The following is a 21,209-nucleotide window of genomic DNA, read 5'->3' on the forward strand; positions in this document are numbered from 1 at the left end:
CCGTCATGTCACATCACGAACACGTTGCAGGGGCGGCCTTGACTCGACGAGAAGTGGCTGGATTGGATCAGTGGGTGACTTACACAACCCACACCAACAGGTCCATCCGGAGGAACCGAGGCGCGGCGGCGGTCGCCCTCGCGGCGGCAACGGCCCTGCTGGCGGGCTGTTCCTCCGGCAACGACACGTCCGACCCGCTGTCGGGCGGCAAGGCGAGCGGCGACAGCGTCGTCGTCGGCTCCAACAACTTCCCCGAGAGCATCCTGCTCGCCGACATCTACGGCGAGGCCCTCAAGGCCAAGGGCATCAAGGTCACCTACAAGCCGAACATCGGCAGCCGCGAGACCACCTACGGCCTCCTCAAGAACGGCGCCATATCCGTCCTGCCCGAGTACAACGGCGCGCTGCTGGCCTACCTCGACCCCAAGGCGACGCCGAAGACCGCCGAGGCGACCACGTCGGCCATCGAGGCCAAGCTGGACGCCAAGCTGACCCTGCTCGAGCCCTCGGCGGCGCAGGACAAGGACTCGGTGACGGTCAACGCGGACACCGCGAAGAAGTACCACCTCACCGCGCAGTCCTCCGTCAGCGATCTGAAGGACATCGCGAAGGACCTGGTCATCGGGGCCTCGCCGGAGTTCCAGACCCGGCAGCAGGGCCTGGTGGGCCTGAAGTCCGTCTACGGCCTGCAGTTCAAGTCCTTCAAGGCGCTGGACGCCGGCGGCCCGCTCACCCAGGCGGCGCTGCAGAAGAACGCCGTGCAGGTCGGTGACCTCTTCACCACGGACCCGACCATCTCCAAGGAGAAGTTCGTCGTCCTTCAGGACCCGAAGAACCTCTTCGGCTTCGAGAACGTCCAGCCGCTCGTCCACAAGAGCGCGGTGTCCAAGAAGGGCGTGGACGCGCTCAACGCGGTCTCGGCCAAGCTCGACACCGCGGCCCTGCTGGACCTGGACACGCAGGTGCAGTCGCAGAACAAGGACCCGCTGGACGTCGCCAAGGCCTGGCTGGCCTCCGCCGGTCTCGGCTGAGTCCCGTACGGCCGCACGGCCGTGGACGCGACGACGCGGGTGCCCCGGAAGGCGGGGACACCCGCGTCGTCCTCGACGGCACGGCTCTCACGCCGAGCGCGCCCCCGTCCTCGGCCGGAGTTCAGAGGTTCAGAGGTCGAACTCGTGCGGGGGGAGGTCCAGCGTGTAGCACGCCTCGCGGACCACGGCCTGCTCGGTCTTGTCGAAGTCGCCGTCGGCACCGCCGATCACGATGCCGATCTGGATGACGGCCCGAGCCTCGGCGGGCTTCTTCTTCGCCTTGGCGATCTCCTGCAGCACGCTCACCTTGCCGAAGGCGAAGTCCGTGGTCAGCTTGTTCAGGTTCTCCTCGAAGCGGCGCCGCAGGTCGTCCGCCGGGAAGTTCTGCAGCACCTCGTTCGTGGCGATCAGCTGGGCCACCCGCTGCCGCTCCGAGGGGTCCACGGTGCCGTCGGCGGCGGCCACGAGCGCGCACATCGCCATGCTCGCGTCCCGGAACGCCCCGCTCTTCAGATCGTTCTTCGTCGCCACCAACTGCGTCTGCATCTGCGACGCCGACTCCTTGATGCGGTCCCACAGCGCCATAGGCACTCCTCGTATCATCGGCCGGGTGCCTGTGCGGCACACCGCCGGCAACTTCTACAACACCGCAGAAACTGCCGGTGCGGCCCGAAAGTTCCGGACCGCGGGACCGGATTCATTTCGTGGCGGGGACCTGCGTGCGCGCCGCCGCCCGCTCCTGGTGACGGCGTCTGCGGCGGCTGACGCGGGGTTCCTGGTCCGGCAGCCAGCCGAAGGCGAGGCAGCATCCGGTGGCGCCGAGCAGGAGGCCGATGAAGAAGCCGCCGAGGTTGGAGGTCAGCCAGGTGCCCAGGGAGACCAGGATGCCGGTGATCGAGTAGAAGAGCCGCTGGGCGGGGTTGAAGAGGACCAACAGGCCCAGCAACACCATCAGTCCCGGCAGCAGATAGCCGGCCAGACCCTGCATGCCGATGTGCATGACGACCTTCATCGAGGCCTTCTCGGTGAGCAGGATCTCGCCGCCGCCCAGGGCGAGCAGCAGCCCGCCCCAGAAGGGCCGGCGGGCCCGCCACCCGCGGAAGGTGGCTCTCGCTCCCCGGTGCGGACGGTCCGTCACGGTGATCAGCAACCCGAGCCGCTGAAGCGGAGCTTCAGGCCGGGCAGCTTGAACACACCGGCCGTGGTCGCGTAGTTGGTCTGCCGCAGGTTGGCGATGCGTACGGTGTCGGCCTGCTGGCTGAAGACGCCGATCGGTCCCTTCACGCCCGCCTTGGTGAGCGTGCTGGCGTCGTTGCCGATCTCGATGTTGTTGAACTCCGCGTTGCCCGACAGCAGGGTGGAGTCGGTGGTGAGGTCGCTCGCCGTCACCTTGTCGGCACCGCTGCCCGCGGTGATGAGCAGGTTGGTGCCGCCGAGGTCGACGCTCTGGCACAGCTTGGTGAGCGTGGCGTCCTTGATGGCCGAGGTGACGACCAGCTCCTGACCGCCGGTGTCCCCGGCGTTCGGGCTGCCGTCCGCCATGTTGTCCAGGGCCCCGAACTGCTCGAAGCCGGTGCCGCTGAGCTCCGTCGCCGTGACCGTGAACGGCATGCCGGAGATCGCGAACTGCACGCCCAGCGCCCCCTGCGCGGTGAGGACCGCGAGGCCGGCGGCCACGAGGGTGGCGGGCACCGCCATCACCGCGGCCCGGCGGGCCCGCACGCGACCCCGCCGCTCGCCGCCGGCGCTCGGTGGTTCGGACGGTGAACCGCTTCCCGGGTTCTCGGGGGTGTTGCCGGCGGACTCGATGTCCGGGGACGAGGCCATGTCTGCTCCCATGGGCATGGATCAATGCGGGCTGGGCTTCAGTGGCACGTGTCCTGGCGCGGACAGCGGCCGCCGCGGACGCCTCCTCGCACTCCCGGCGGGCGCAAGGGCTTTCTCGTTACGCGGCGGTAGCCTCCGGCGAAGTTACCGCCGGTTACTTCAAGGGGTCAAGGGAGATGTGAAAAAAGGGTGTCGGATGTGCGCGACTCCTGCCTGCGGGTGCCAACTCCCTTATGAATACTTGACGTTGATGGTTGATCAGGTCTACAACTTCCCCTGTTTCCACGGATCCGTGGCGCCGGATCCGCCGAGCGGCAGCGACCGCGTCCCACGGGGGCGCCGGCCGCGTTCCCGGCCCTTTCGAGGCAACCGCTCCGCATGTCCCGCACGGCGACCGACCCCCGCACGTGCACATCCATCGCTCCATGACGCGCGCACACCAATAGCTCCGCGTCCACGCGGCCGCGGCGCGGTTCGCTTCCCCCTCGGCCGTGCCGGCCGCCCACCTGCCCGGCCCGGCCGGAGGTCTTCCCCCGAGGCCTCCGGCCGGTGTCCGGCCCGCCGCCGTCGCCGGTCCCTCGCGTACGGAGAAGGCGTGCGGGGCCCGCGCCGACGGCAGCACCCGCACCACCGTGCCACCCCCCACCTCACCTCGTCCGACCCCCCACTCCGGAAAAGAGGCACCTGTATGCGTACGCGATCCCTCCTCGCCCTCGCCGGCACCGCCACCGTGCTCGCCCTCGCGGCGGCCCCTCCCGCCTCGGCCGACGGCGGCGCCGTGCTCACCACGGGCGGCGCCGGCGGCACCGCCGTGGCGGTCGGTGACACGCTCACCGCGCCCCTCGCCTCCGGCACCTCGGCCACGCTCTACTCCAGCGCGACCGGCACCAGCGGTGTGAAGTGCACGTCCTCCCAGTTCACCGCCGCCGTCACCGGCAACCCGACCGCCCCCGGCACCGCCACCGAGTCCGTCACCGCGCACACCTTCAGCAGCAGCAGCTGCACCAGCAACGTCACGGGTGTTCTCGGCGTCAGCGGCATCACCGTCGACAACCTGCCCTACTCGGCGACGGTCGCCTCCGACGGCACCCTGACCGTCTCGCCCGGCAGCGGCTCCACCATCCAGACCACGGTCAAGCTGCGCACCCTGCTGGGCAGCATCACCTGCGTCTACCAGGCGCCGACGCTCACCGGGAAGGCCGACAACGCCGACGGCAGCATCACCTTCACCAACCAGCAGTTCACCAAGACCTCCGGCTCCTCGCTGTGCTTCGCCAGCGGCTACTTCACCGCCAAGTACGCGCCGGTGACGGACGGAGGTGCCCAGGTCTACGTCAACTGACCCGCCCGGGCGGCGGCTTCAGCGCCGCCGCAGCCGCAGCGCGAGGGCGGCGCCCCCGGTGAGCAACAGCACCGCGGCGGCGCCGCCCGCCAGCAGGGGGGCCGGGACGCCACCGGACCGCGTCCCGCCCCGCGCCGCGACGGGCCGGGGGGAGCCGGCCGGGGCCGCCGCCGCGCCCGGCGGCTTCCCCGGGCCGGCCGCCGCGAACACCACGTCGGAGCACGAGTAGTACGTGTCCGGCGTGCTGCTGTTCCGCCAGACCGTGTACAGCAGCTGACGGCCCGTCCGGTCGGCCGGCAGCTTCGCCGTGAGGTGGTAGGCCCCGTTCGTCAGCGGCGGGTCCGTGATCGCGGCGAAGGGCCGCTCCGGCAGCTCGGACCACTTCAGCGGCTTCGCCGGGTCGTAGCCGGGCCGGGTCAGATACAGCTCGAACGTGCCCGTGTGCGCGATCGGCGCGGCGTACGTCATCGTCAGCCGGGCCCCCGGCACCAGCCGCGTCGCGGGCCAGTCCCGCCGGGCCAGGTCCAGGCCCCGGTACGCGGGCAGGTTCCCGCTGCACAGCCTGCCGTCCGGGATCAGCCGCCGGTCACGGCCGTTCACCCCCGCCACGCGCAGGTTGTCCCACGCGGTGAACGGGGCCCCGTTCGCGGCGACCGCCGCCTTGCAGGCCGCGCTCGCGGCGGCGCGGCCGCCCGCGGGGGAGCAGGCGTAGACCCGGCTGACCGGACGCGTGGGGGCTCCGTGTGCCTCGGCGGAACCCGCCGCGAGCGACAGGAGCAGCAGCGGTGCCGCCATCACGGCGGCGGCCAGGGCGCCCGGGCGGGCGGTCGTCCGAGTCATCCGGAAGTCTCCTCGACGGGCGCGGGAACGAGTCTGCGACGTCTGGTACGGCGGTGACGCCCGCCGTGCTCACCCGGGTCCGTCCGCGCGCCGCCTACCCCGTGGTCCAACGGCCGCCGATAATGGACCGGTTGGCCTGTTCTGCGGCTGCCGGCAGTACCCGTTGAGGAGCCGGGCGCCGCCTCGTATCGTGGCGATCACGGCAGCGGCACCTGTCGTCCCGTCGCTGCCCGGAGCCCGGGTTTCGGGGCAGGGTGACACGTGTCGAGCGATGCGACGGGGCGCGGACTCCCGTTGCCGAACGGTGAGTTATCGTATGCAAGGGGTTAAAAACAAACCGCATGTCCCGTTCGTTCGAGTCGCGAGGAGGGGTCCCAGGATGGCGAGGCAGTTACGCGCTGAACAGACCCGGGCAACGATCATCACGGCCGCCGCCGATCTGTTCGACCGGCACGGTTACGAGTCCACCAGTCTGAGCGACATCGTCGCACACGCGAAGGTCACCAAGGGCGCCCTGTACTTCCACTTCGCCGCCAAGGAGGACCTCGCCCACGCCATCCTGGAACTCCAGGCCATGGCCGCGCAGCAGCTCGTAGCCGACGTCGAGAGCCACGGCTACACCTCACTGGAGGCTCTGATGCGGACCACGTTCGGGATCGCCCGGCTCGCCGTGGAGGACCCCGTGCCGCGCGCCGGACTCCGGCTCGCCACCGCGGACATCGCGCTGCGCCCGCCGCTGCGCCACCCGTACACCGAATGGCTGGAGTTCGCCACGCGGAAGTTCACCGGGGCCGTCAGGGAGTCCGACGTGCACGGCGACCTCGACGTCGGCGTCGTCGCCCACTCGCTCGTCAGCTTCTTCGTCGGCACCCGGATCGCGGGCCGCTTCGAACCGGTGGGACGGCTTCCGCGCAGGGTCGCCGAGATGTGGCACCTGGTCATCCGCGGCCTGGTCCCGGTGCACCGCCGCCCCCGCTACGTCAGCCTCGCCACGCAGCTGGAGCGGGAGATCAGAACCGCCTGAGGCGCGCGGTACGGTGACGGACATGCGCCACACCCCGTTCGCACCCGTGATCCTCGGCAACGAACCCGGCTCGTTCCCGCACAGCGTGCTGGCCGAGCGGCACCCGGCGATCATCAGGCAGGTGCGCGACGCCCTCCCCTACGGCCCGGGGCAGCACCAGGCGCTGGACGACCTGCTGAAGAGCTGTACCGAGGGGACGATCGAACCGCTCCCCGCCGACGCCCCGGACCGGGACCGGTGGCACGAGTGGGATCTGGCCGACCACACCGGACGGTCCTGGTACGACGCGCCGTGGCTGTGGTCCGAGAGCTACTTCTACCGCCGGCTGCTCGACGCCGTCGGCTACTTCGGCACCGGCGCCTGGCAGGGCGTCGACCCCTTCCGCCCCTTCAAGCGGGCCGAACTCGACGCGCCGGAGACCGACGAGGAACTCGCCGCCCTGGACGGCCTGCGGGACCTGCCGGAGACGGACCGGGCGAACGCCCTGCTGCACGGCTCGCTGTGGGGCAACCGCGCCGACCTCGGATTCCGGCTCTCCGCCGCGGGCGCCGAGACCCGCGAGCCGGCCCCCGCGCTGGTCGCCGACGACAGCGAGGCCCTCTGGGCGCTCCTGCCGCCCGGCGGCACCGCCACCCTCGTCCTGGTCGCGGACAACGCGGGCCGCGAACTCGTCCCCGACCTGCTGCTGATCGCCCACCTCCTCGCCGAGGGGCGGGCCGCGCGGGCGGTCCTGCACGTCAAGCCGCACCCGTACTACGTCTCCGACGCCACCACCGCCGACGTGGTCGACGCCCTGCGGCGGCTGCGCCGGACGCCGGGCACGGCCGCCGACCACGCGCGCGTGCTGTGGACGGCCATGGCCGACGGCCGGCTCGCCGTCCGCGCCCACCCCTTCTCCTGCGCACCCCTGCCGTACGAGCGGATGCCCGGCGACCTGCGCGCCGAGTTCGCCGCCGCCTCCCTGACCGTGTTCAAGGGAGACCTCAACTACCGCAGGCTGGTGGGCGACCGGCGGTGGCCGCCCACCACGCCCTTCGCGCAGGTGACGGCCGGCTTCCCCGGTCCGGTGGCCGCGCTGCGCACCCTGAAGTCGGACGTGGTCACCGGCCTGTCCGCCGACACCGTGACCACCCTGGTGGCGGCGGAGCAGCAGCGCTGGCGCACCAGCGGCACCCACGCGCTGATCCAGGTCGATGCCTCAGACGACGGTCAGGGGCAGTGACTTGATCCCGTTGATGAAGTTGGACACCAGCCGCTCCGCCGGGCCCGCGAGCCGCGGCGCGGGCAGCGCCCGCAGCACCTCCTCGTAGAGGATCCGCAGCTGCAGCCGGGCGAAGTGGGCGCCCAGGCACACGTGCGGACCGTCCCCGAACGAGACGTGCGGGTTGGGGGAGCGGGCGAGGTCGAGCCGGTCCGGGCCGGCGAAGACCCGCTCGTCCCGGTTGGCCGAAGCGTGGAACACCACGACCTTGTCACCAGCCCGGATCGGCCGCCCCGCCAGCTCGGTGTCCCGTGCCGCGGTGCGCCGGAAGGTCAGCACGGGCGGGTGCCAGCGCAGCAGCTCCTCCACCGCGGGGCGCAGCTCCGCCCTCCCGGCGCGCAGCAGTCCGTACGCCCCGGGGTGCTCCACGAGCGCCAGCAGCCCGCCGGGGGCCGCGCTGCGCACGGTGTCGTTGCCCGCGACCGTGAGGAGGAAGAAGAACATCTCCAGCTCGGGCTCCGCGAGTTCCGCGTCATGGGCGAGCGTCGTCATGATGTCGTCCGCGGGACACCGGCGCTTGTACGCGGCCAGCTGCCGGGCGTAGCCGAACATGTCCCGCAGCATCGCCGGGGACCGCGGATCGACCGGCTTGCCCGCCTGGTCGAGGACCGAGGGGCCCGCCTCGTCCGGATCCTGGTAGCCGATGACCCGCTGGGTCCAGCGCAGCAGCAGCCGCCGGTCGTGCCCGGGAACGCCCAGCAGGTCCGCCAGGTTCAGCAGGGCGTAGTCGTCGGTGACGGCCGCCACCAGGTCGACCGTGCCGTCCCCCGCCCGGGCCCGCTCCAGCGCCCCCGCGAGCAGCGTCCGCGCCCGCTCCCGGGCGAGCGCCGCGAACCGGTCGACGCGGCCCGGCGTGAACGCCCGGCTCACCAGCCGCCGCAGCCGGTTGTGCCGCGGCGGGTCCTGGTTCAGCATCATGCGCCGGATGAACGGCAGGTCCTCCGGGTCCGGGTCCCGGATCTGGGTCGCGCCGATATGCGACGAGTACGTGGTGGCGTCCTTCAGGACCCGTACCACGTCCGCGTGCCGGGTCACCGCCCAGAAGCCGGGCCCGGCCGGCCAGCCCAGCACCTCCGGCTCCTCCTGCCAGGCCACCGGATGACGGTCGCGCAGCACGCGGTAGTCGTCGAGGGGCACCCCCGCGGCGTACCGGCGCGGGTCGAACACATCGGGCACCGGACCCGCCTCCCACACGCTCACGCCGGCTCGCCCCCGTCCTCCCGGGTGAGCGCGGTGCGGTCCGGGTCCGGCGGGACGGCGGCGCGGGCGGACCGGCCGTGCACGGCGGACACCTCGTGACCGCCGTCGCCGGACACCTCATGGGGCAGCACGAAGGACGTCATGCGCCTACCGTGGCCCGCGTGCCGGAGCACGGCAAGGGCACCGACGGGGCGCCCTCCAGGGGCGGTTCACGCGATGGTGTGATCATGTGCGGCCCGGCGGATGGGGGTTGGGAGGCACGGGTAGGGCCCCGGCCATGACGCAGCCGTTCGAACTCCCGCACTTCTACATGCCGTATCCCGCGCGCCTCAACCCGCACCTGGACGAGGCGCGCGCCCACTCGACCGGGTGGGCGCGCGAGATGGGGATGCTGGAGGGGTCCGGGATCTGGGACCAGGCCGACCTGGAGGCACACGACTACGGCCTCCTGTGCGCCTACACCCACCCCGACTGCGACGGACCCGCCCTCTCCCTGATCACCGACTGGTACGTGTGGGTGTTCTTCTTCGACGACCACTTCCTGGACATGTTCAAGCGCACCCAGGACCGCGCCGCGGGCAAGGCCCACCTCGACCGCCTGCCGCTGTTCATGCCGCTGGACCCGGCGACACCCGTGCCGGAGCCGGAGAACCCGGTCGAGGCGGGCCTGAAGGACCTGTGGGCGCGCACGGTGCCGTCGATGTCCCCGGACTGGCGCCGTCGCTTCTCCGTCGCCACCGAGCACCTGCTCAACGAGTCGATGTGGGAGCTGTCCAACATCAACGAGGGGCGGATCGCCAACCCCGTCGAGTACATCGAGATGCGCCGCAAGGTGGGCGGCGCGCCCTGGTCGGCGGGGCTCGTCGAGTACGCGACCGCCGAGGTGCCCGCCGCCGTCGCCGGCACCCGCCCGCTGCGCGTGCTCATGGAGACCTTCGCCGACGCCGTCCACCTGCGCAACGACCTTTTCTCGTATCAGCGCGAGGTCGAGGACGAGGGCGAGAACAGCAACGGCGTCCTCGTCCTGGAGACGTTCTTCGGCTGCACCACGCAGGAGGCCGCCGAGACCGTCAACGACATCCTCACCTCACGCCTGCACCAGTTCGAGCACACCGCGCTCACCGAGGTGCCCGCCGTCGCCCTGGAGAACGGCCTCACCCCGGCCGAGACCGCCGCGATCGCCGCCTACACCAAGGGACTCCAGGACTGGCAGTCCGGCGGCCACGAGTGGCACATGCGCTCCAGCCGGTACATGAACAAGGGCGCCCGCACCGACTCGCCGTGGCAGCCGCCGAGCGGGCCGGGGACGTCCGCCGCCGACGTCGCCGCGCTGCTGGCCGCCGCCGCCCAGGAGCGGCTGCGGGCCTACGCCCACGTGCCGTACCAGAAGGTCGGCCCGTCCCGGCTGCCCGACTTCCCCATGCCGTTCGCGCTGGAACTGAGCCCCCACCTCGACCTGGCCCGCCGCAACCTCGTGGACTGGTCGCTCCGCACGGGCATCCTGCGGGAAGGGGTCTGGGACGAGGACAAGCTCGCCGCGTACGACCTCGCGCTGTGCTCCGCCGGCCTGGACCCGGACGCCACGCCCGAGGCCCTCGACCTCAGCGCCCAGTGGCTCGCCTGGGGGACGTACGGCGACGACTACTACCCCCTGGTCTTCGGGCACCGCCGCGACCTGGCCACGGCCCGTCTGACCACCGCCCGGCTCTCCCGCTGCATGCCCGTCGACGGGGAGGCCGCCCCCGCCCCCGGAAACGCCATGGAACGGGGCCTGATCGACCTGTGGACGCGCACGACGGCGGGCATGTCCGCCGACCAGCGGCGCGCCCTCAGGGCCGCCGTGGACGCGATGACCGAGAGCTGGGTGTGGGAGCTGTCCAACCAGCTGCAGAACCGGGTCCCCGACCCGGTCGACTACCTGGAGATGCGGCGCTGCACCTTCGGCTCCGACCTCACTCTGAGCCTGTGCCGGATGGGACAGGGCCCGGCGATCCCGGCGGAGGTGTACCGCAGCGGCCCCGTGCGCGCGCTGGAGAACGCGGCGATCGACTACGCGTGCCTCCTCAACGACGTCTTCTCGTACCAGAAGGAGATCGAGTACGAGGGGGAGATCCACAACTCCGTCCTCGTCGTGCAGAACTTCTTCGGCGTCGACTACCCGACCGCCCTCGGCGTCGTCCACGACCTGATGACCCAGCGCATGGAACAGTTCCAGCATGTGATCGCCCACGAACTCCCCGTGCTGTACGACGACTTCGCCCTGTCGGCCCAGGCGCGCGCGGCCGTGGCCGGCTATGTCCTCGACCTGCAGAACTGGCTCGCGGGCATCCTGCACTGGCACCGGGAGGTCGACCGCTACAAGGCCGGGTGGCTCGCCCGGCGCGCCCACGGCTTCCTGCCCGGGCGCGCGCCCGCGGTGCCGGTGCCGGCCCTGCGCTGACCGGGCGCGGGGGCCGCGGGCCACCGGCCCGCGGCCCCGCGGTCCCGTCCACGGCGTCCCGCACGGCCACCGGCGCCGGACCGTTTCATGACTACCCTCCGCCACCCTTCGGCCAGTCTCACTCGTTCGTGTCTCGTCGCGGCCCGGTGGCCCGGGTAGAGCACCAGCCGGAGGCGAGCGAACCATGGAACAGACTGCGTTGCGTCCCAAGCCGATGCCCGGTCAGGACCCCCGGGCGGGCGACACCCCGAACACCGCCGTCCGCCCGCACGCGGCGCGCCGGCGCGGACGGCGGCTGCGGACCCTGGTGTTCGGGCTGCTGACCGGGACCGTGCTGCTGCTGTCCGGCGTCGGCATCGGCACGGTCGGCGCGGCGGTGATCGGCATGAGCAGGCTGGCCGAGCTGCAGCACCAGGCCCGGCCGCCGGGCTCCCCGGCCCCGGCCGGCCCCACCGCCGGACCCGGCACCGCACCGGCCGCGCCCGGGGTGACCCTCGGGGTGGAGGCCGTCGACGACGGGAAGCCGGGGGCGCTCGTGGTGGGCGTGCACGTCCCCGGCCCCGGCTACACGGCCGGCCTCGTCCGCGGGGACGTGCTGCTGCAGTTCGGCGGCGCCCGCATCGACACCGCCGCCGACCTCGCCCGGGCCGTCGCCCACGCCCGTCCGGGGGAGGGCGTCCTCCTCACCGTGCGGCACACCGGCGGGGGCTACCAGCAGTTGACGGTGGTCCCCGGAGTGGTGACGTGACCGGCCGTCCCGGCTCCGGCCCCGCGGGCACACGGCGCCGTGCGCCCTGCCTCGGCGGAAACCGCTGGTCGACAGGCGGTCGACGCGTCATGATGGCCGCATGCCGAGACCCCTGCCGACTGCCGGGACGAGCCCGGCACGGGGTCCCGCTCCGCGTGCCGTCGGCGGCCGGCCGCCCCGACCGGCTCGCGTGGGCCTGTCCGGGCGGGCAGGATGCTGCCCGGGACGCCCCCGCCCCGTCTCCTCACCCGCGCTCGGAGGCCCGGATGACCGGTAGTACGCCCGCGCCCTTCACCGCCGCCGACCACCAGGCCCGCATGGAGCGCGCCGCCCGCGCCGCGGCCGACGCCGGCCTCGCGGGGCTGCTCATGGCGCCGGGACCGGACATGGTGTGGCTGACCGGCTACACCCCCACCGCCGTCACCGAACGGCTCACGATGCTGGTCCTCGCCCCCGGCCGCGACCCCGTGCTCGTCGTGCCCACCCTGGAGGCCCCGGACGCCGAGAAGGCGGTCGGCGCCACCGCGCTGACACTGCGCGACTGGACCGACGGCAAGGATCCCTACGCCGTCACCGCCGCCCTCCTCGACGACCGCGGCCGGTTCGGCATCAGCGACAACACCTGGGCGATGCACCTGCTCGGCCTGCAGCGGACCCTGCCCACCAGCTCCTACGCCGCCCTCACCGACGCGCTGCCCATGCTGCGCGCGGTCAAGGACACCGCCGAAGTGGAACTGCTCGCCGCCGCCGGCGCGGCCGCCGACGCGGCGTTCGAGGAGATCCGGAAGGTTCCCTTCGCCGGCCGCCGCGAGTCCGACGTCGGCCACGACCTCGCCGGGCTGCTGCGCCGCTTCGGCCACTCCCAGGTCGACTTCACCATCGTCGGCTCCGGGCCCAACGGCGCCAACCCGCACCACGAGGTCGGCGACCGCGTCATCCGGCACGGCGACATGGTCGTCCTCGACTTCGGCGGCCTGAAGGACGGCTACGGCTCCGACACCACCCGCACGGTGCACGTCGGCGAACCCACCGAGGAGGAGCGCCGCGTCCACGACGTCGTCCGCGCCGCCCAGGAGGCCGGCGTCCGTGCCGTGCGCCCGGGAGCGGCCTGCCAGGAGGTCGACCGGGCCGCCCGCGCGGTGATCACCGACGCCGGGTACGGCGAGTACTTCATCCACCGCACCGGGCACGGCATCGGCGTCACCACGCACGAGCCGCCGTACATGATCGAGGGCGAGGAACAGCCCCTGGTGCCCGGCATGTGCTTCTCCGTGGAGCCCGGCGTCTACCTGCCCGGCCGCTTCGGCGTGCGCATCGAGGACATCGTCACCGTCACGGAGGACGGCGGCCGCCGACTCAACAACACCACGCGTGAGATGGTCATAGTGGACTGAAAGACCCAGGGAGACCCCTCCTCGACGACATCCGGAACGGCGACGCGCGATCCATGACCCAGGCACCGACACCCACCGCGGACAGCGTCCGCAGACTGGTCCGTTCGCTGCTCGAGGACGGCCCCGGCGGCACGCGGGCACCCGACGTCCGGCCCGTCCGGGAGGACGACCCGCACACCTGGTGGGTCGGCACCCGCCATGTGCTGCGCCTCGCCCCCGACCGGGACGCCTCCGTACGCCGCCGCCGGGAGCTGCGCGTGCGCGACCTGGTGCGCCCGCACGTGCCCGTCGCCGTCCCGGCCAGCCTCGCGCACGGCGACTGGGCGCCCGGCCTCGCCTACACCCTGGACACCCTGCTGCCCGGCGGCACGGCCGACGAGCACGACGTGTCCGCCGTCGGCGAGGCCGACCTCTCCGGACTGCTCACCGGGCTGCGCACGGTCCCCGCACGGCAGGCCGAGACGCTCGGCGTGCCGCGTACACCCCCGCGCTCCCTGGAGGCGCTGCGCCGCATGGCCGTGCACGCGGCCGAACGGCTCGCCGCGGCCGACGAGTTCGACGCCGCCCGGCTGCTCCAGCTCACCCCGCCCGGCGCGGCCCAGCTCGCCGCGCAGCCCGGCACCGCCGTGCTCACCCACCACGCCCTGACCGGCGAGCACGTGGTGGTCAGCGCCGACGGGCGGGTCCGCGGCATCCTGGACTGGACCCGGGCGGCGCTCGGCGATCCCGCCGAGGACATCGCAGGACTCGCCGTCGCCGTCGGCTCCCCGGCGGCCGTCCGCGCCGCGACCCTCGCCGGCTACGGCGCCCGCCCCTGTCTGCGCGGCCTGTGGCTCGCCCGCTGCGACACCGTCATCCGCCTCACCGACCACCTCGACGGCCGCGGGGGCGGCTCCCCGGTCCTGCTGCGGACCCAGCTGCGGCGGGTCTGGGAGCCGATCCTGCTGGAGCGGGTCACGGAGCTCAAGGAGGAGGAGCCGGAGCCGTAGCGGCCCCCTCAGGGCTGCGCCAGCACCACGCAGGACTCGCCGGGCACCTGCAGCAGCCCGTCCGGGCCGGGCGCCTCGACCGGATCCCAGGCCGCGAGGACCTCCACCCGCCCGGTGCCCAGCGGGATCGCCGCCGCCCGCTCGCCCAGGTTCACCGCGACCCGCACGTCCCCGCGCCGGAAGGCCAGCCAGCGGGCCTCCGCGTCGTACGCCACCTTCGTGTCGGCCAGGTCGGGATCGGTGAGGTCGGGCTGCTCGCGGCGCAGCGCGATCAGCCGCCGGTACCAGTCCAGCACGCGCGCGTGGGGCTCGCGGTCCGGCTCCGACCAGTCCAGGCAGGACCGCTCCCGGGTCGCCGGGTCCTGCGGGTCCGGCACGTCCTCCTCGGCCCATCCGTGCGCCGCGAACTCCCGCCGCCGGCCCCGCCGTACCGCCTCGGCCAGCTCGGGGTCGGTGTGGTCGGTGAAGAACTGCCAGGGCGTGCCGGCCGCCCACTCCTCGCCCATGAACAGCATCGGGGTGAACGGCGCGGTGAGCGTGAGCGTCGCCGCGCAGGCCAGCAGGCCCGGGGTGAGGCGGGCGGCGAGCCGGTCGCCCTGGGCCCGGTTGCCGACCTGGTCGTGGGTCTGGCTGTAGCCGAGCAGCCGGTGCCCGGCCACCCGCGCGCGGTCCAGCGGCCGGCCGTGGTGCCGGCCGCGGAAGCCGGAGTACGTGCCGTCGTGGAAGTAGCCGCCGGTGAGCGTCTTGGCGAGCGCGGCGAACGGATCACGCGCGAAGTCCGCGTAGTAGCCCTGGGACTCGCCGGTCAGCGCGGTGTGCAGGGAGTGGTGGAAGTCGTCGTTCCACTGCGCGTGCAGCCCGAGTCCGTGCTCCGCGCGCGGGGTGATGAACCGCGGGTTGTTCATGTCGGACTCGGCGACCAGGAACAGCGGCCGGTCCAGCTCCTCGGCGAGGGTGTCCACGGCCGCCGACAGCTCCTCCAGGAAGTGGCGTGCGCGCGTGTCGTACAGCGCGTGCACCGCGTCCAGGCGCAGTCCGTCGATCCGGTAGTCCCGCAGCCAGGCCAGCGAGCTGCCGACGAGGAACGCGCGCACCTCGTCCGAGCCGGGCGCGTCCAGGTTCACGGCCGAGCCCCACGGCGTGGTGTGCGTGTCCGTGAAGTACGGCCCGAACCGCGGCAGATGGTTGCCGGAAGGACCCAAGTGGTTGTGCACGACGTCGAGGACCACGCCCAGGCCCAGCCCGTGCGCCCGGTCCACGAACCGTTTCAGCGCCTCCGGGCCGCCGTACGGCTCATGGACGGCCCACAGCGACACGCCCTCGTACCCCCAGCCGTGCCGCCCGGGGAACGGGCACAGCGGCATCAACTCGACGTGTGTCACGCCCAGTTCCACCAGGTGCCCGAGGCGGTCGGCGGCCGCGTCCAGGGTGCCCTCGCGGGTGTACGTCCCCACGTGCAGCTCGTAGAGCACCGCGCCCGGCAGCTCGCGCCCCGCCCACGGGGCACGCCACGTGTGGCGCCCGTGGTCCACGACCGCGCTCAGCCCGTCGGGCCCGTCGGGCTGGCGGCGCGAACGCGGGTCGGGCAGCACGGGACCGTCGTCCAGCGCGAACCCGTAGCGGGTGCCGTCGCCGGCCTCCGCCTCCCCCGTCCACCAGCCCGCGCGGTCGGGATCGCGCGCCAACGCGCGCGTGCCGCCCTCGCAATGGAGCGTCACTCGGTCTGCCTGCGGTGCCCACACCTCGAACTGCACGGACGGTTCCCCTTCGTCTGCTCACCGTGATGTCCCGCGTCTCCATCGTGCCGCCCGGACGATCAATCCGCTCTCGAATCCGGCCTTTCGCACCAGGTGTCGTGCAACGTTCCCCGGCAGGTGGCGCGGAAGTACGCGCGCGTGAGCGCCGATTCCCGTTTTCTGGACACCCGGGGCCCGCTGACCGACAATCACCAGCGTGACGTCGTCCTTCGAGTTCCCCACGTACCCCGCGCGGCTGTCCGACGCGGAGCGTGACAAGGCGCTGCAGGTGCTGCGCGACGGCGTCGCCATGGGTCGGCTGTCGCACGACACGTTCGTGCGCCGGATGGAGCTCGCGCTCGCCGCCCGCCGCACCGACGAACTCGCCGCGCTCGTCGCCGACCTGCCCCGTGAGAACCGGTTCTCGCGCGCGGTCCTCGGCACCGTCGGGGCCGTCTCCGGCTTCACCGTACGGCTGCGCCGGGCCTGGCAGGCCGAGCGGCTGCCCAAGCTGCTGCTGCCGCACCCGGAGCGCGCCCATCCGCTGCGCATCGGCCGCGACCCGGCGAACGGGCTGCGGCTGAACCACGAGACGGTCTCGCGCGTGCACGCCGAACTCAGCCGCCACGGCGGCCTGTGGATCCTCAGGGACCTCGGCTCCACCAACGGCACCACCGTCAACGGCCGCCGGGTGATCGGCTCCATCGTCGTCCGGGAGGGCGACATGGTGTCTTTCGGCAGGGTGGCGTTCCGGCTCGCCGTCGGCTGAGCGACCCCACCGGCTCGAACTGGTGCGCAGTCGCGGGCGTCCGCCGCGCCGATCGGGTGAGCCGGGCTGGGGAACCCGGTCCGCGCTGCCGATGCAACGGGCATGACACACCTCACCAGAGCGACAGCGGTGGCCGGCGCCGTACTGACGGCCGCCGCTCTCCTCGCCGCGGGCCCGGCCCAGGCGGCACCCCACGGCACCCGTCCGGGCGACTGGCTCCACCTGACCGTCACCAAGGGGGAGACCGCGGCCGGGGCCACGGGCGGCACCCTGCTGCTGTGCGACCCGCCGCGGGGCCGCCACGCGCACGCGGCCGAGGCCTGCGCCGAACTGGAGGCCGCCGGCGGCGACATCGACCGCGTCCCCGCCGGAAACGTCTTCTGCCCGATGATCTACGCCCCGGTCATCGCCCGCGCGTTCGGGCGGTGGAACGGGCATCCGGTCTCCTTCCGGGAGACGTACTCCAACAGCTGCGTGCTGCACGCGCGGACCGGTTCGGTCTTCGCCCTGGACGGCTGACCGGGCGGCCCGGCCTCACGGCAGCTGCTCCCGGGCCTGCTGCGCCGCCAGGAGCACCGTCCGGGACTGGTGCTCCACCTGATGGTCCAACGGCACCCAGCGGGCCCGGAAACGCAGCGCGAAGGCCTCGCACCAGGAGGCGACCAGCTGCTCCAGCCCGGGCGCCGCCCGGTCGTCGGCCTCCCGCAGCACCCGGAGCAGCATCGCCGCCGCCCGCAGCGGCAGCCGGCGCCCGAAGGCGTCCACACTGCCCACGTACGCCATCGTCGTGGCGGCGGGAGGGGTGTGCACCCAGTCCTCGGCCAGGCCCGGGATCAGCTCCAGCGCCCACCGCGCGGCCCGCAGCAGCGGCCCGTCCACGCCGTCGAGACGGGGCAGCGCGTCGACGAGGACGCCCTCCACCTCCAGCGAGTCCCGCAGCAGCCGCCGGGCGAGGCGCCGCATCGCCGCCGCGGGCGCGGGGTGCGGTGCCGGGTCGTCCACCAGGTCGCTGGCCCACATCGGCACCTCCACCACGGCCGTCAGACCGCCGTACCGGTGCGCGTGGTACCAGGTGCTGTGCCGTGCGTCGTCGGGCATGCTCGGGTAGGCCACGCCCGTCTCCGGGCCGGGCATCACATGCACCCCGGGACCGGAGGCCGGCCAGCCCGCGGCGTCCGAGGCGCCCGTCTCCACCGGGATGTGCAGCTGCGCCGCGGACTTGGCGAAGGGCTCCGCGAGGCCCGGCACGTCCTTGGTCAACTGCACCCAGCTGCCGCCCAGATCGGTGCCGTGCAGGGTCACCTGGAGGTACGGGCGCACCTCGTCGATCACCCCGGTCAGCGCGCGCGTCTCGGGCGGCAGCCGGTCCGGTGGCAGCACCGAGGGCGACCACTCGGGCTGCTCCGCGCCGGTCGGCCGGTAGAAGCCGAGGTGGTAGTCGAGCAGGCTGCGCGGCGCCGGGGTGACGTGCAGGCTCGCCCCGTCCGGGTCCGCGCACAGCAGGAAGTGCCAGGACGTGCCCGCCCGCAGCTCGCGCTCCGCCGAGACCCGTTCCGCCAGCACCCGCAGGGTGGAGCCGCCCGTCGGCTCGTTGGCGTGCGCGCCCGCGACCACCAGCACCGCCCGCGGCGCGTGCCCCACCGACAGCAGGTGCAGGGGTCTGCCCGCGCGCGAGACGCCCACCTGCCGCAGGGTGCACAGCCCGGGCTCCTGAGCAGCCAGCGCCTGAGCGGAGGCGACCAGTTCGGGAACGCTGGGGTAGCGCAGCTCCGGCAGGAGACTCACCCCCGAATTAGTCCGCCCGGCTTCGCCCTCCCAGTCCCGCACGGGATGGGTGAACTGTCAAGCACGCGGCGGGGGAGGCTCCCGGGGGCGCCCGGGCGCAGTGCCCGGCGGGGCCCCGGGCGCTGCGTTCCGTGGGCTCACTGCTGGTGCGGGCCGCGTCCCACGAGCGTCAGGAGCACCTCCTCCACCGCCTCCGTCGGCGCCGGACGCGTGGGCACCTTCCGGTCCGCGTCCGAGGGCCCGGCCGCCCGGCCGACGACCGGCTGCCCGGCCGACGACCCGGCCGCCCGGCCGCCCCGGCGCCGGGCATGACGGCGGTGTCCGGGTCTCTCAGGTCTCCGCCGCCCGCTCCAGCAGGGCCACCGGGAGGCGGTCGAAGAGGTCCGCCGCGTCCGCGTGGCCGGTGAACTCGCGGCCCGGGGCGAGCGCGTCCGTCCAGCGCCCGGGGGGCAGCGGCAGCCGCGTCCCGCGCCAGCCGCCCGCCTCCGCGAGCCGCAGCGACAGCCGGGTCACCGCCGTGACGACCTCACCGGAGCGCGCGAACGCCGTACAGTGCTCCGCCGCGGGCCCCTCGGCGGCCAGCGGCTCGTACGACGCTGTCGCGCCGAAGGCGGCGGGCCGCCGGGCGCGCAGCCGCAGCGCGGCCGCCGTCAGCGCGTCCTTCTCGCCCGGCGCGGTGGGCGGGAACGGCACCGGCCGCCGGTTGTCCGGGTCCACCAGCGCCCGGTACTCGCCCTCGGTGCCCTGGTACACGTCCGGTACCCCCGGCATCGTCAGATGGACCAGGGCCGTACCGAGGACGTTGGCCCGGACGTGCGACTCCAGGGCCTTGCGGAACGCGGCCACCCGCTCGCCGGGCGGCCCGCACGGACCCGCCGCGACGAAGGCCGCCACCGCCTCCTCGTACGGCGGCTCCTGCTCCGTCCAGCTGGTGTACATGCCCGCCTCGCGCACGTGTTTCAGCAGCGCCTGCCGCACCCGCTCCTCCTCGGCCGGGCCCAGCCCGAACACCGTCTGCCACGCCGCCCAGGCCAGCTGCCCGTCCGGCGCGCCCTCCTCGGGGCGGGTCACCTCGGCCAGCAGCTCCGCCCACCGGCCGGGGCACTCGGTGAGCACGGCGAGCGCGGCGCGAACGTCGGCGCTGCGCTTGGTGTCGTGCGTCGAGACGACCGTGCCGGTGAGCGGCCAGTCGCGCTGCACGCGCGCGCAGTACGCGTGGAAGTCCCGCGGGGGAACCCCCGTCCTGCCGGGATCGCCGCCGACCTCGGTCGCCGACAGCAGCGGCACGTAGCGGTAGAACGCCGTGTCCTCCACCGACTTGGCCCGCAGCGCCGACGCCGTCTGCGCGAACCGGGTGCGGAACTCCAGCCGGTCGCCGTAGTCCGGCGCGGCCGGGTCACCGGGCGGCTCGACCAGCAGCCGGCGCACGATGTCCACCGCGGCGGCCTCCTCGGGCACGACGAAGGCCAGCCGGGCCTCCTCGGCGGCCTCCTCGGTGACGGCGGCGGACGCGTCGGTGGAGGCGTAGGGCCGGTACACCCGCATCCGCACCAGCAGCTCCTCCAGGGCCGTGCGCAGCGCCCAGGGCGCCCGGTCGCGCAGCGCGAGGTCCGGCGACGCCGCGCACAGCCGGGCGGCGACCCGGGTGAGCCGGTCGGTCTCGGTGGCCAGCTCGTGGGTGAGCACCTTGTAGGCCGCCCGTCGCACCGTGGCGTCCCACACGCCGCCCCGGTCGGTCTGGGGGGCCGCGAACCGCCGGTACTCCGCGAGCAGTTCCGCGGCCCCGTCCGGGTCCGCGAACAGGCCGTCGACCTGGCGCAGGGCGTCGTAGCCGGTGGTGCCCGCGACGGGCCAGGAGGGCGGCAGGACCTCGCCGTCGGCGAGGATCTTCTCCACCACCGTCCAGCGCCCGCCGGTGGCCTCGTGCAGCCGCGCGAGGTAGCCGTCGGGGTCGGCGAGCCCGTCGGGATGGTCGATCCGCAGCCCGTCGACCACGCCCTCGTGGAGGAGCTGGAGGATCTTGGCGTGGGTGGCGTCGAAGACCTCGGGGTCCTCCACCCGCAGCCCGATCAGCTCCGAGATGCTGAAGAAGCGCCGGTAGTTCAGCTCGGTGCGGGCCAGGCGCCACCACACCGGGCGGTACCACTGCGCGTCCAGCAACCGCGGCAGCGGCAGGTCTCCGGTGCCGGCCCGGAGCGGGAAGACGTGGTCGTGGTAGCGCAGTACGTCGCCGTCGGCCGTCAGGTGCTCCAGCTCGGTGCCGACCGGGCTGCCCAGCACCGGCAGCAGCACCCGGCCGCCCTGCGCCTCCCAGTCGATGTCGAACCAGTGCGCGTACGGCGACTCGGGCCCCTCGCGGAGCACCTCCCACAGTGCGTGGTTGTGCCGGGGGGCCATGGCCATGTGGTTCGGGACGATGTCCACCATCAGGCCCAGACCGTGCTCCCGCGCGGTCCGCGACAGCGCCCGCAGCCCCTCCTCGCCGCCGAGTTCCCCGCGCACACGCGCGTGGTCCACGACGTCGTAGCCATGGGTGGATCCCGGGACGGCCTCCAGGACGGGCGACAGGTGCAGGTGCGAGACGCCGAGCGAGGCCAGGTACGGTACGGCCGCCGCCGCGGCGGCGAACGGGAACGTGGGCTGAAGCTGCAGCCGGTAGGTGGCCGTGGGCACCTCCGGTCCGGGTCGCGCAGAAGTCATGCACACCTACGTACCCATCCCACCCCGTTTCGTGTCACCACCACCACGATGGGCTCGTGCCGGTGCCGGTGCCGGTGCCGGTGCCGGGCTTAGGGCGACGGGCGGGCGCGGCCCCCGCCGGGT

The 21,209-nt window shown here is 73.7% G+C and carries 19 protein-coding genes; 10 read left to right on the plus strand and 9 right to left on the minus strand.

What is annotated here, in order from left to right:
* The first annotated feature begins 74 nt into the window (after positions 1–74).
* Positions 75–1,031: an ABC transporter substrate-binding protein gene (locus ACZ7FF_RS20400; RefSeq protein WP_470813632.1), complete on the plus strand. Its 957-nt coding sequence runs from the start codon at positions 75–77 to the stop codon at positions 1,029–1,031.
* Positions 1,032–1,160: 129 nt separating this feature from the next.
* Here the strand turns inward: ACZ7FF_RS20400 and ACZ7FF_RS20405 are convergent, their stop codons facing one another.
* From ACZ7FF_RS20405 to ACZ7FF_RS20415, 3 genes are all read right to left on the minus strand, one after another.
* Complete coding sequence (locus ACZ7FF_RS20405; protein ID WP_470813633.1) at positions 1,161–1,616, minus strand: tellurite resistance TerB family protein; 456 nt, start codon at positions 1,614–1,616, stop codon at positions 1,161–1,163.
* Positions 1,617–1,728: 112 nt separating this feature from the next.
* On the minus strand, positions 1,729–2,169 hold the full coding sequence (locus tag ACZ7FF_RS20410; RefSeq protein WP_470813634.1) for a DUF6114 domain-containing protein: 441 nt from the start codon (positions 2,167–2,169) through the stop codon (positions 1,729–1,731).
* 5 nt (positions 2,170–2,174) lie between these two features.
* Positions 2,175–2,858, minus strand: coding sequence for a DUF6230 family protein (locus ACZ7FF_RS20415; RefSeq protein ID WP_470813635.1), 684 nt, complete (start codon positions 2,856–2,858; stop codon positions 2,175–2,177).
* A 688-nt stretch (positions 2,859–3,546) separates the two neighbouring features.
* Here ACZ7FF_RS20415 and ACZ7FF_RS20420 point away from each other — a divergent pair.
* Complete coding sequence (locus ACZ7FF_RS20420) at positions 3,547–4,200, plus strand: Tat pathway signal sequence domain protein (protein ID WP_470813636.1); 654 nt, start codon at positions 3,547–3,549, stop codon at positions 4,198–4,200.
* Between the two features lie 18 nt (positions 4,201–4,218).
* On the opposite strand, the gene ACZ7FF_RS20425 is transcribed toward ACZ7FF_RS20420, so the two are convergent.
* Entirely contained in the window at positions 4,219–5,040 is an 822-nt protein-coding gene (locus ACZ7FF_RS20425; RefSeq protein WP_470813637.1) for a lytic polysaccharide monooxygenase, read from the minus strand.
* A gap of 379 nt (positions 5,041–5,419) precedes the next feature.
* Here ACZ7FF_RS20425 and ACZ7FF_RS20430 point away from each other — a divergent pair, with 379 nt between their 5' ends.
* Both ACZ7FF_RS20430 and ACZ7FF_RS20435 read left to right on the plus strand, forming a co-directional pair.
* Complete coding sequence (locus ACZ7FF_RS20430; protein ID WP_470813638.1) at positions 5,420–6,064, plus strand: ScbR family autoregulator-binding transcription factor; 645 nt, start codon at positions 5,420–5,422, stop codon at positions 6,062–6,064.
* A 22-nt stretch (positions 6,065–6,086) separates the two neighbouring features.
* A complete protein-coding gene (locus ACZ7FF_RS20435; protein WP_470813639.1) occupies positions 6,087–7,286 on the plus strand; it encodes a damage-control phosphatase ARMT1 family protein in 1,200 nt (399 codons plus the stop codon).
* On the opposite strand, the gene ACZ7FF_RS20440 is transcribed toward ACZ7FF_RS20435, so the two are convergent.
* Both ACZ7FF_RS20440 and ACZ7FF_RS20445 read right to left on the minus strand, forming a co-directional pair.
* Positions 7,263–8,525: a cytochrome P450 gene (locus ACZ7FF_RS20440; protein WP_470813640.1), complete on the minus strand. Its 1,263-nt coding sequence runs from the start codon at positions 8,523–8,525 to the stop codon at positions 7,263–7,265. The two genes, ACZ7FF_RS20435 and ACZ7FF_RS20440, sit on opposite strands and share 24 nt — an antisense overlap.
* Positions 8,522–8,668, minus strand: a complete 147-nt coding sequence (locus tag ACZ7FF_RS20445) for a hypothetical protein (protein ID WP_470813641.1) — start codon at positions 8,666–8,668, stop codon at positions 8,522–8,524. The genes ACZ7FF_RS20440 and ACZ7FF_RS20445 overlap by 4 nt, the downstream gene beginning before the upstream one ends.
* Before the next feature lie 134 nt (positions 8,669–8,802).
* Here ACZ7FF_RS20445 and cyc2 point away from each other — a divergent pair, with 134 nt between their 5' ends.
* The 4 genes from cyc2 to ACZ7FF_RS20465 all read left to right on the plus strand — a co-directional run bounded on the left by cyc2 (position 8,803) and on the right by ACZ7FF_RS20465 (position 14,096).
* Positions 8,803–10,965, plus strand: coding sequence for a germacradienol/geosmin synthase Cyc2 (gene cyc2 / locus ACZ7FF_RS20450; protein ID WP_470813642.1), 2,163 nt, complete (start codon positions 8,803–8,805; stop codon positions 10,963–10,965).
* 184 nt (positions 10,966–11,149) lie between these two features.
* The gene (locus ACZ7FF_RS20455) at positions 11,150–11,713 is read left to right on the plus strand and encodes a PDZ domain-containing protein (protein WP_470813643.1); all 564 of its coding nucleotides are present in this window, start codon (positions 11,150–11,152) and stop codon (positions 11,711–11,713) included.
* A gap of 266 nt (positions 11,714–11,979) precedes the next feature.
* Positions 11,980–13,107 carry a M24 family metallopeptidase gene (locus tag ACZ7FF_RS20460; protein ID WP_470813644.1) on the plus strand — a complete coding sequence of 376 codons (1,128 nt, stop codon included), beginning with the start codon at positions 11,980–11,982 and terminating at the stop codon, positions 13,105–13,107.
* Positions 13,108–13,160: 53 nt separating this feature from the next.
* On the plus strand, positions 13,161–14,096 hold the full coding sequence (locus ACZ7FF_RS20465) for an aminoglycoside phosphotransferase family protein (RefSeq protein ID WP_470813645.1): 936 nt from the start codon (positions 13,161–13,163) through the stop codon (positions 14,094–14,096).
* Positions 14,097–14,104: 8 nt separating this feature from the next.
* On the opposite strand, the gene treZ is transcribed toward ACZ7FF_RS20465, so the two are convergent.
* Positions 14,105–15,850 carry a malto-oligosyltrehalose trehalohydrolase gene (gene treZ, locus ACZ7FF_RS20470; protein WP_470813646.1) on the minus strand — a complete coding sequence of 582 codons (1,746 nt, stop codon included), beginning with the start codon at positions 15,848–15,850 and terminating at the stop codon, positions 14,105–14,107.
* Between the two features lie 199 nt (positions 15,851–16,049).
* On the opposite strand from treZ, the gene ACZ7FF_RS20475 reads away from it, so the two are divergent.
* Positions 16,050–16,601 carry a DUF1707 and FHA domain-containing protein gene (locus ACZ7FF_RS20475; RefSeq protein WP_470813647.1) on the plus strand — a complete coding sequence of 184 codons (552 nt, stop codon included), beginning with the start codon at positions 16,050–16,052 and terminating at the stop codon, positions 16,599–16,601.
* 102 nt (positions 16,602–16,703) lie between these two features.
* Entirely contained in the window at positions 16,704–17,120 is a 417-nt protein-coding gene (locus ACZ7FF_RS20480) for an SSI family serine proteinase inhibitor (protein ID WP_470813648.1), read from the plus strand.
* 15 nt (positions 17,121–17,135) lie between these two features.
* Here the strand turns inward: ACZ7FF_RS20480 and ACZ7FF_RS20485 are convergent, their stop codons facing one another.
* A complete protein-coding gene (locus tag ACZ7FF_RS20485; protein WP_470813649.1) occupies positions 17,136–18,386 on the minus strand; it encodes a M14 family zinc carboxypeptidase in 1,251 nt (416 codons plus the stop codon).
* A 330-nt stretch (positions 18,387–18,716) separates the two neighbouring features.
* A complete protein-coding gene (treY, locus tag ACZ7FF_RS20490) occupies positions 18,717–21,086 on the minus strand; it encodes a malto-oligosyltrehalose synthase (protein ID WP_470813650.1) in 2,370 nt (789 codons plus the stop codon).
* Between the last annotated feature and the right edge of the window lie 123 nt (positions 21,087–21,209).

This window comes from Streptomyces sp. NPDC037126 (genome assembly GCF_055605965.1).

Bases quoted from the DNA above. Each gene is read 5' to 3' on its own strand.
- ACZ7FF_RS20455 (WP_470813643.1), top strand. From the start codon at position 11,150: ATGGAACAGACTGCGTTGCGTCCCAAGCCGATGCCCGGTCAGGACCCC.
- ACZ7FF_RS20420 (WP_470813636.1), top strand. From the start codon at position 3,547: ATGCGTACGCGATCCCTCCTCGCCCTCGCCGGCACCGCCACCGTGCTC.
- ACZ7FF_RS20415 (WP_470813635.1), bottom strand. From the start codon at position 2,858: ATGGCCTCGTCCCCGGACATCGAGTCCGCCGGCAACACCCCCGAGAAC.
- ACZ7FF_RS20430 (WP_470813638.1), top strand. From the start codon at position 5,420: ATGGCGAGGCAGTTACGCGCTGAACAGACCCGGGCAACGATCATCACG.
- cyc2 (WP_470813642.1), top strand. From the start codon at position 8,803: ATGACGCAGCCGTTCGAACTCCCGCACTTCTACATGCCGTATCCCGCG.
- treY (WP_470813650.1), bottom strand. From the start codon at position 21,086: ATGACTTCTGCGCGACCCGGACCGGAGGTGCCCACGGCCACCTACCGG.
- ACZ7FF_RS20480 (WP_470813648.1), top strand. From the start codon at position 16,704: ATGACACACCTCACCAGAGCGACAGCGGTGGCCGGCGCCGTACTGACG.
- ACZ7FF_RS20435 (WP_470813639.1), top strand. From the start codon at position 6,087: ATGCGCCACACCCCGTTCGCACCCGTGATCCTCGGCAACGAACCCGGC.
- ACZ7FF_RS20460 (WP_470813644.1), top strand. From the start codon at position 11,980: ATGACCGGTAGTACGCCCGCGCCCTTCACCGCCGCCGACCACCAGGCC.
- ACZ7FF_RS20405 (WP_470813633.1), bottom strand. From the start codon at position 1,616: ATGGCGCTGTGGGACCGCATCAAGGAGTCGGCGTCGCAGATGCAGACG.
- ACZ7FF_RS20465 (WP_470813645.1), top strand. From the start codon at position 13,161: ATGACCCAGGCACCGACACCCACCGCGGACAGCGTCCGCAGACTGGTC.
- ACZ7FF_RS20425 (WP_470813637.1), bottom strand. From the start codon at position 5,040: ATGACTCGGACGACCGCCCGCCCGGGCGCCCTGGCCGCCGCCGTGATG.
- ACZ7FF_RS20445 (WP_470813641.1), bottom strand. From the start codon at position 8,668: ATGACGTCCTTCGTGCTGCCCCATGAGGTGTCCGGCGACGGCGGTCAC.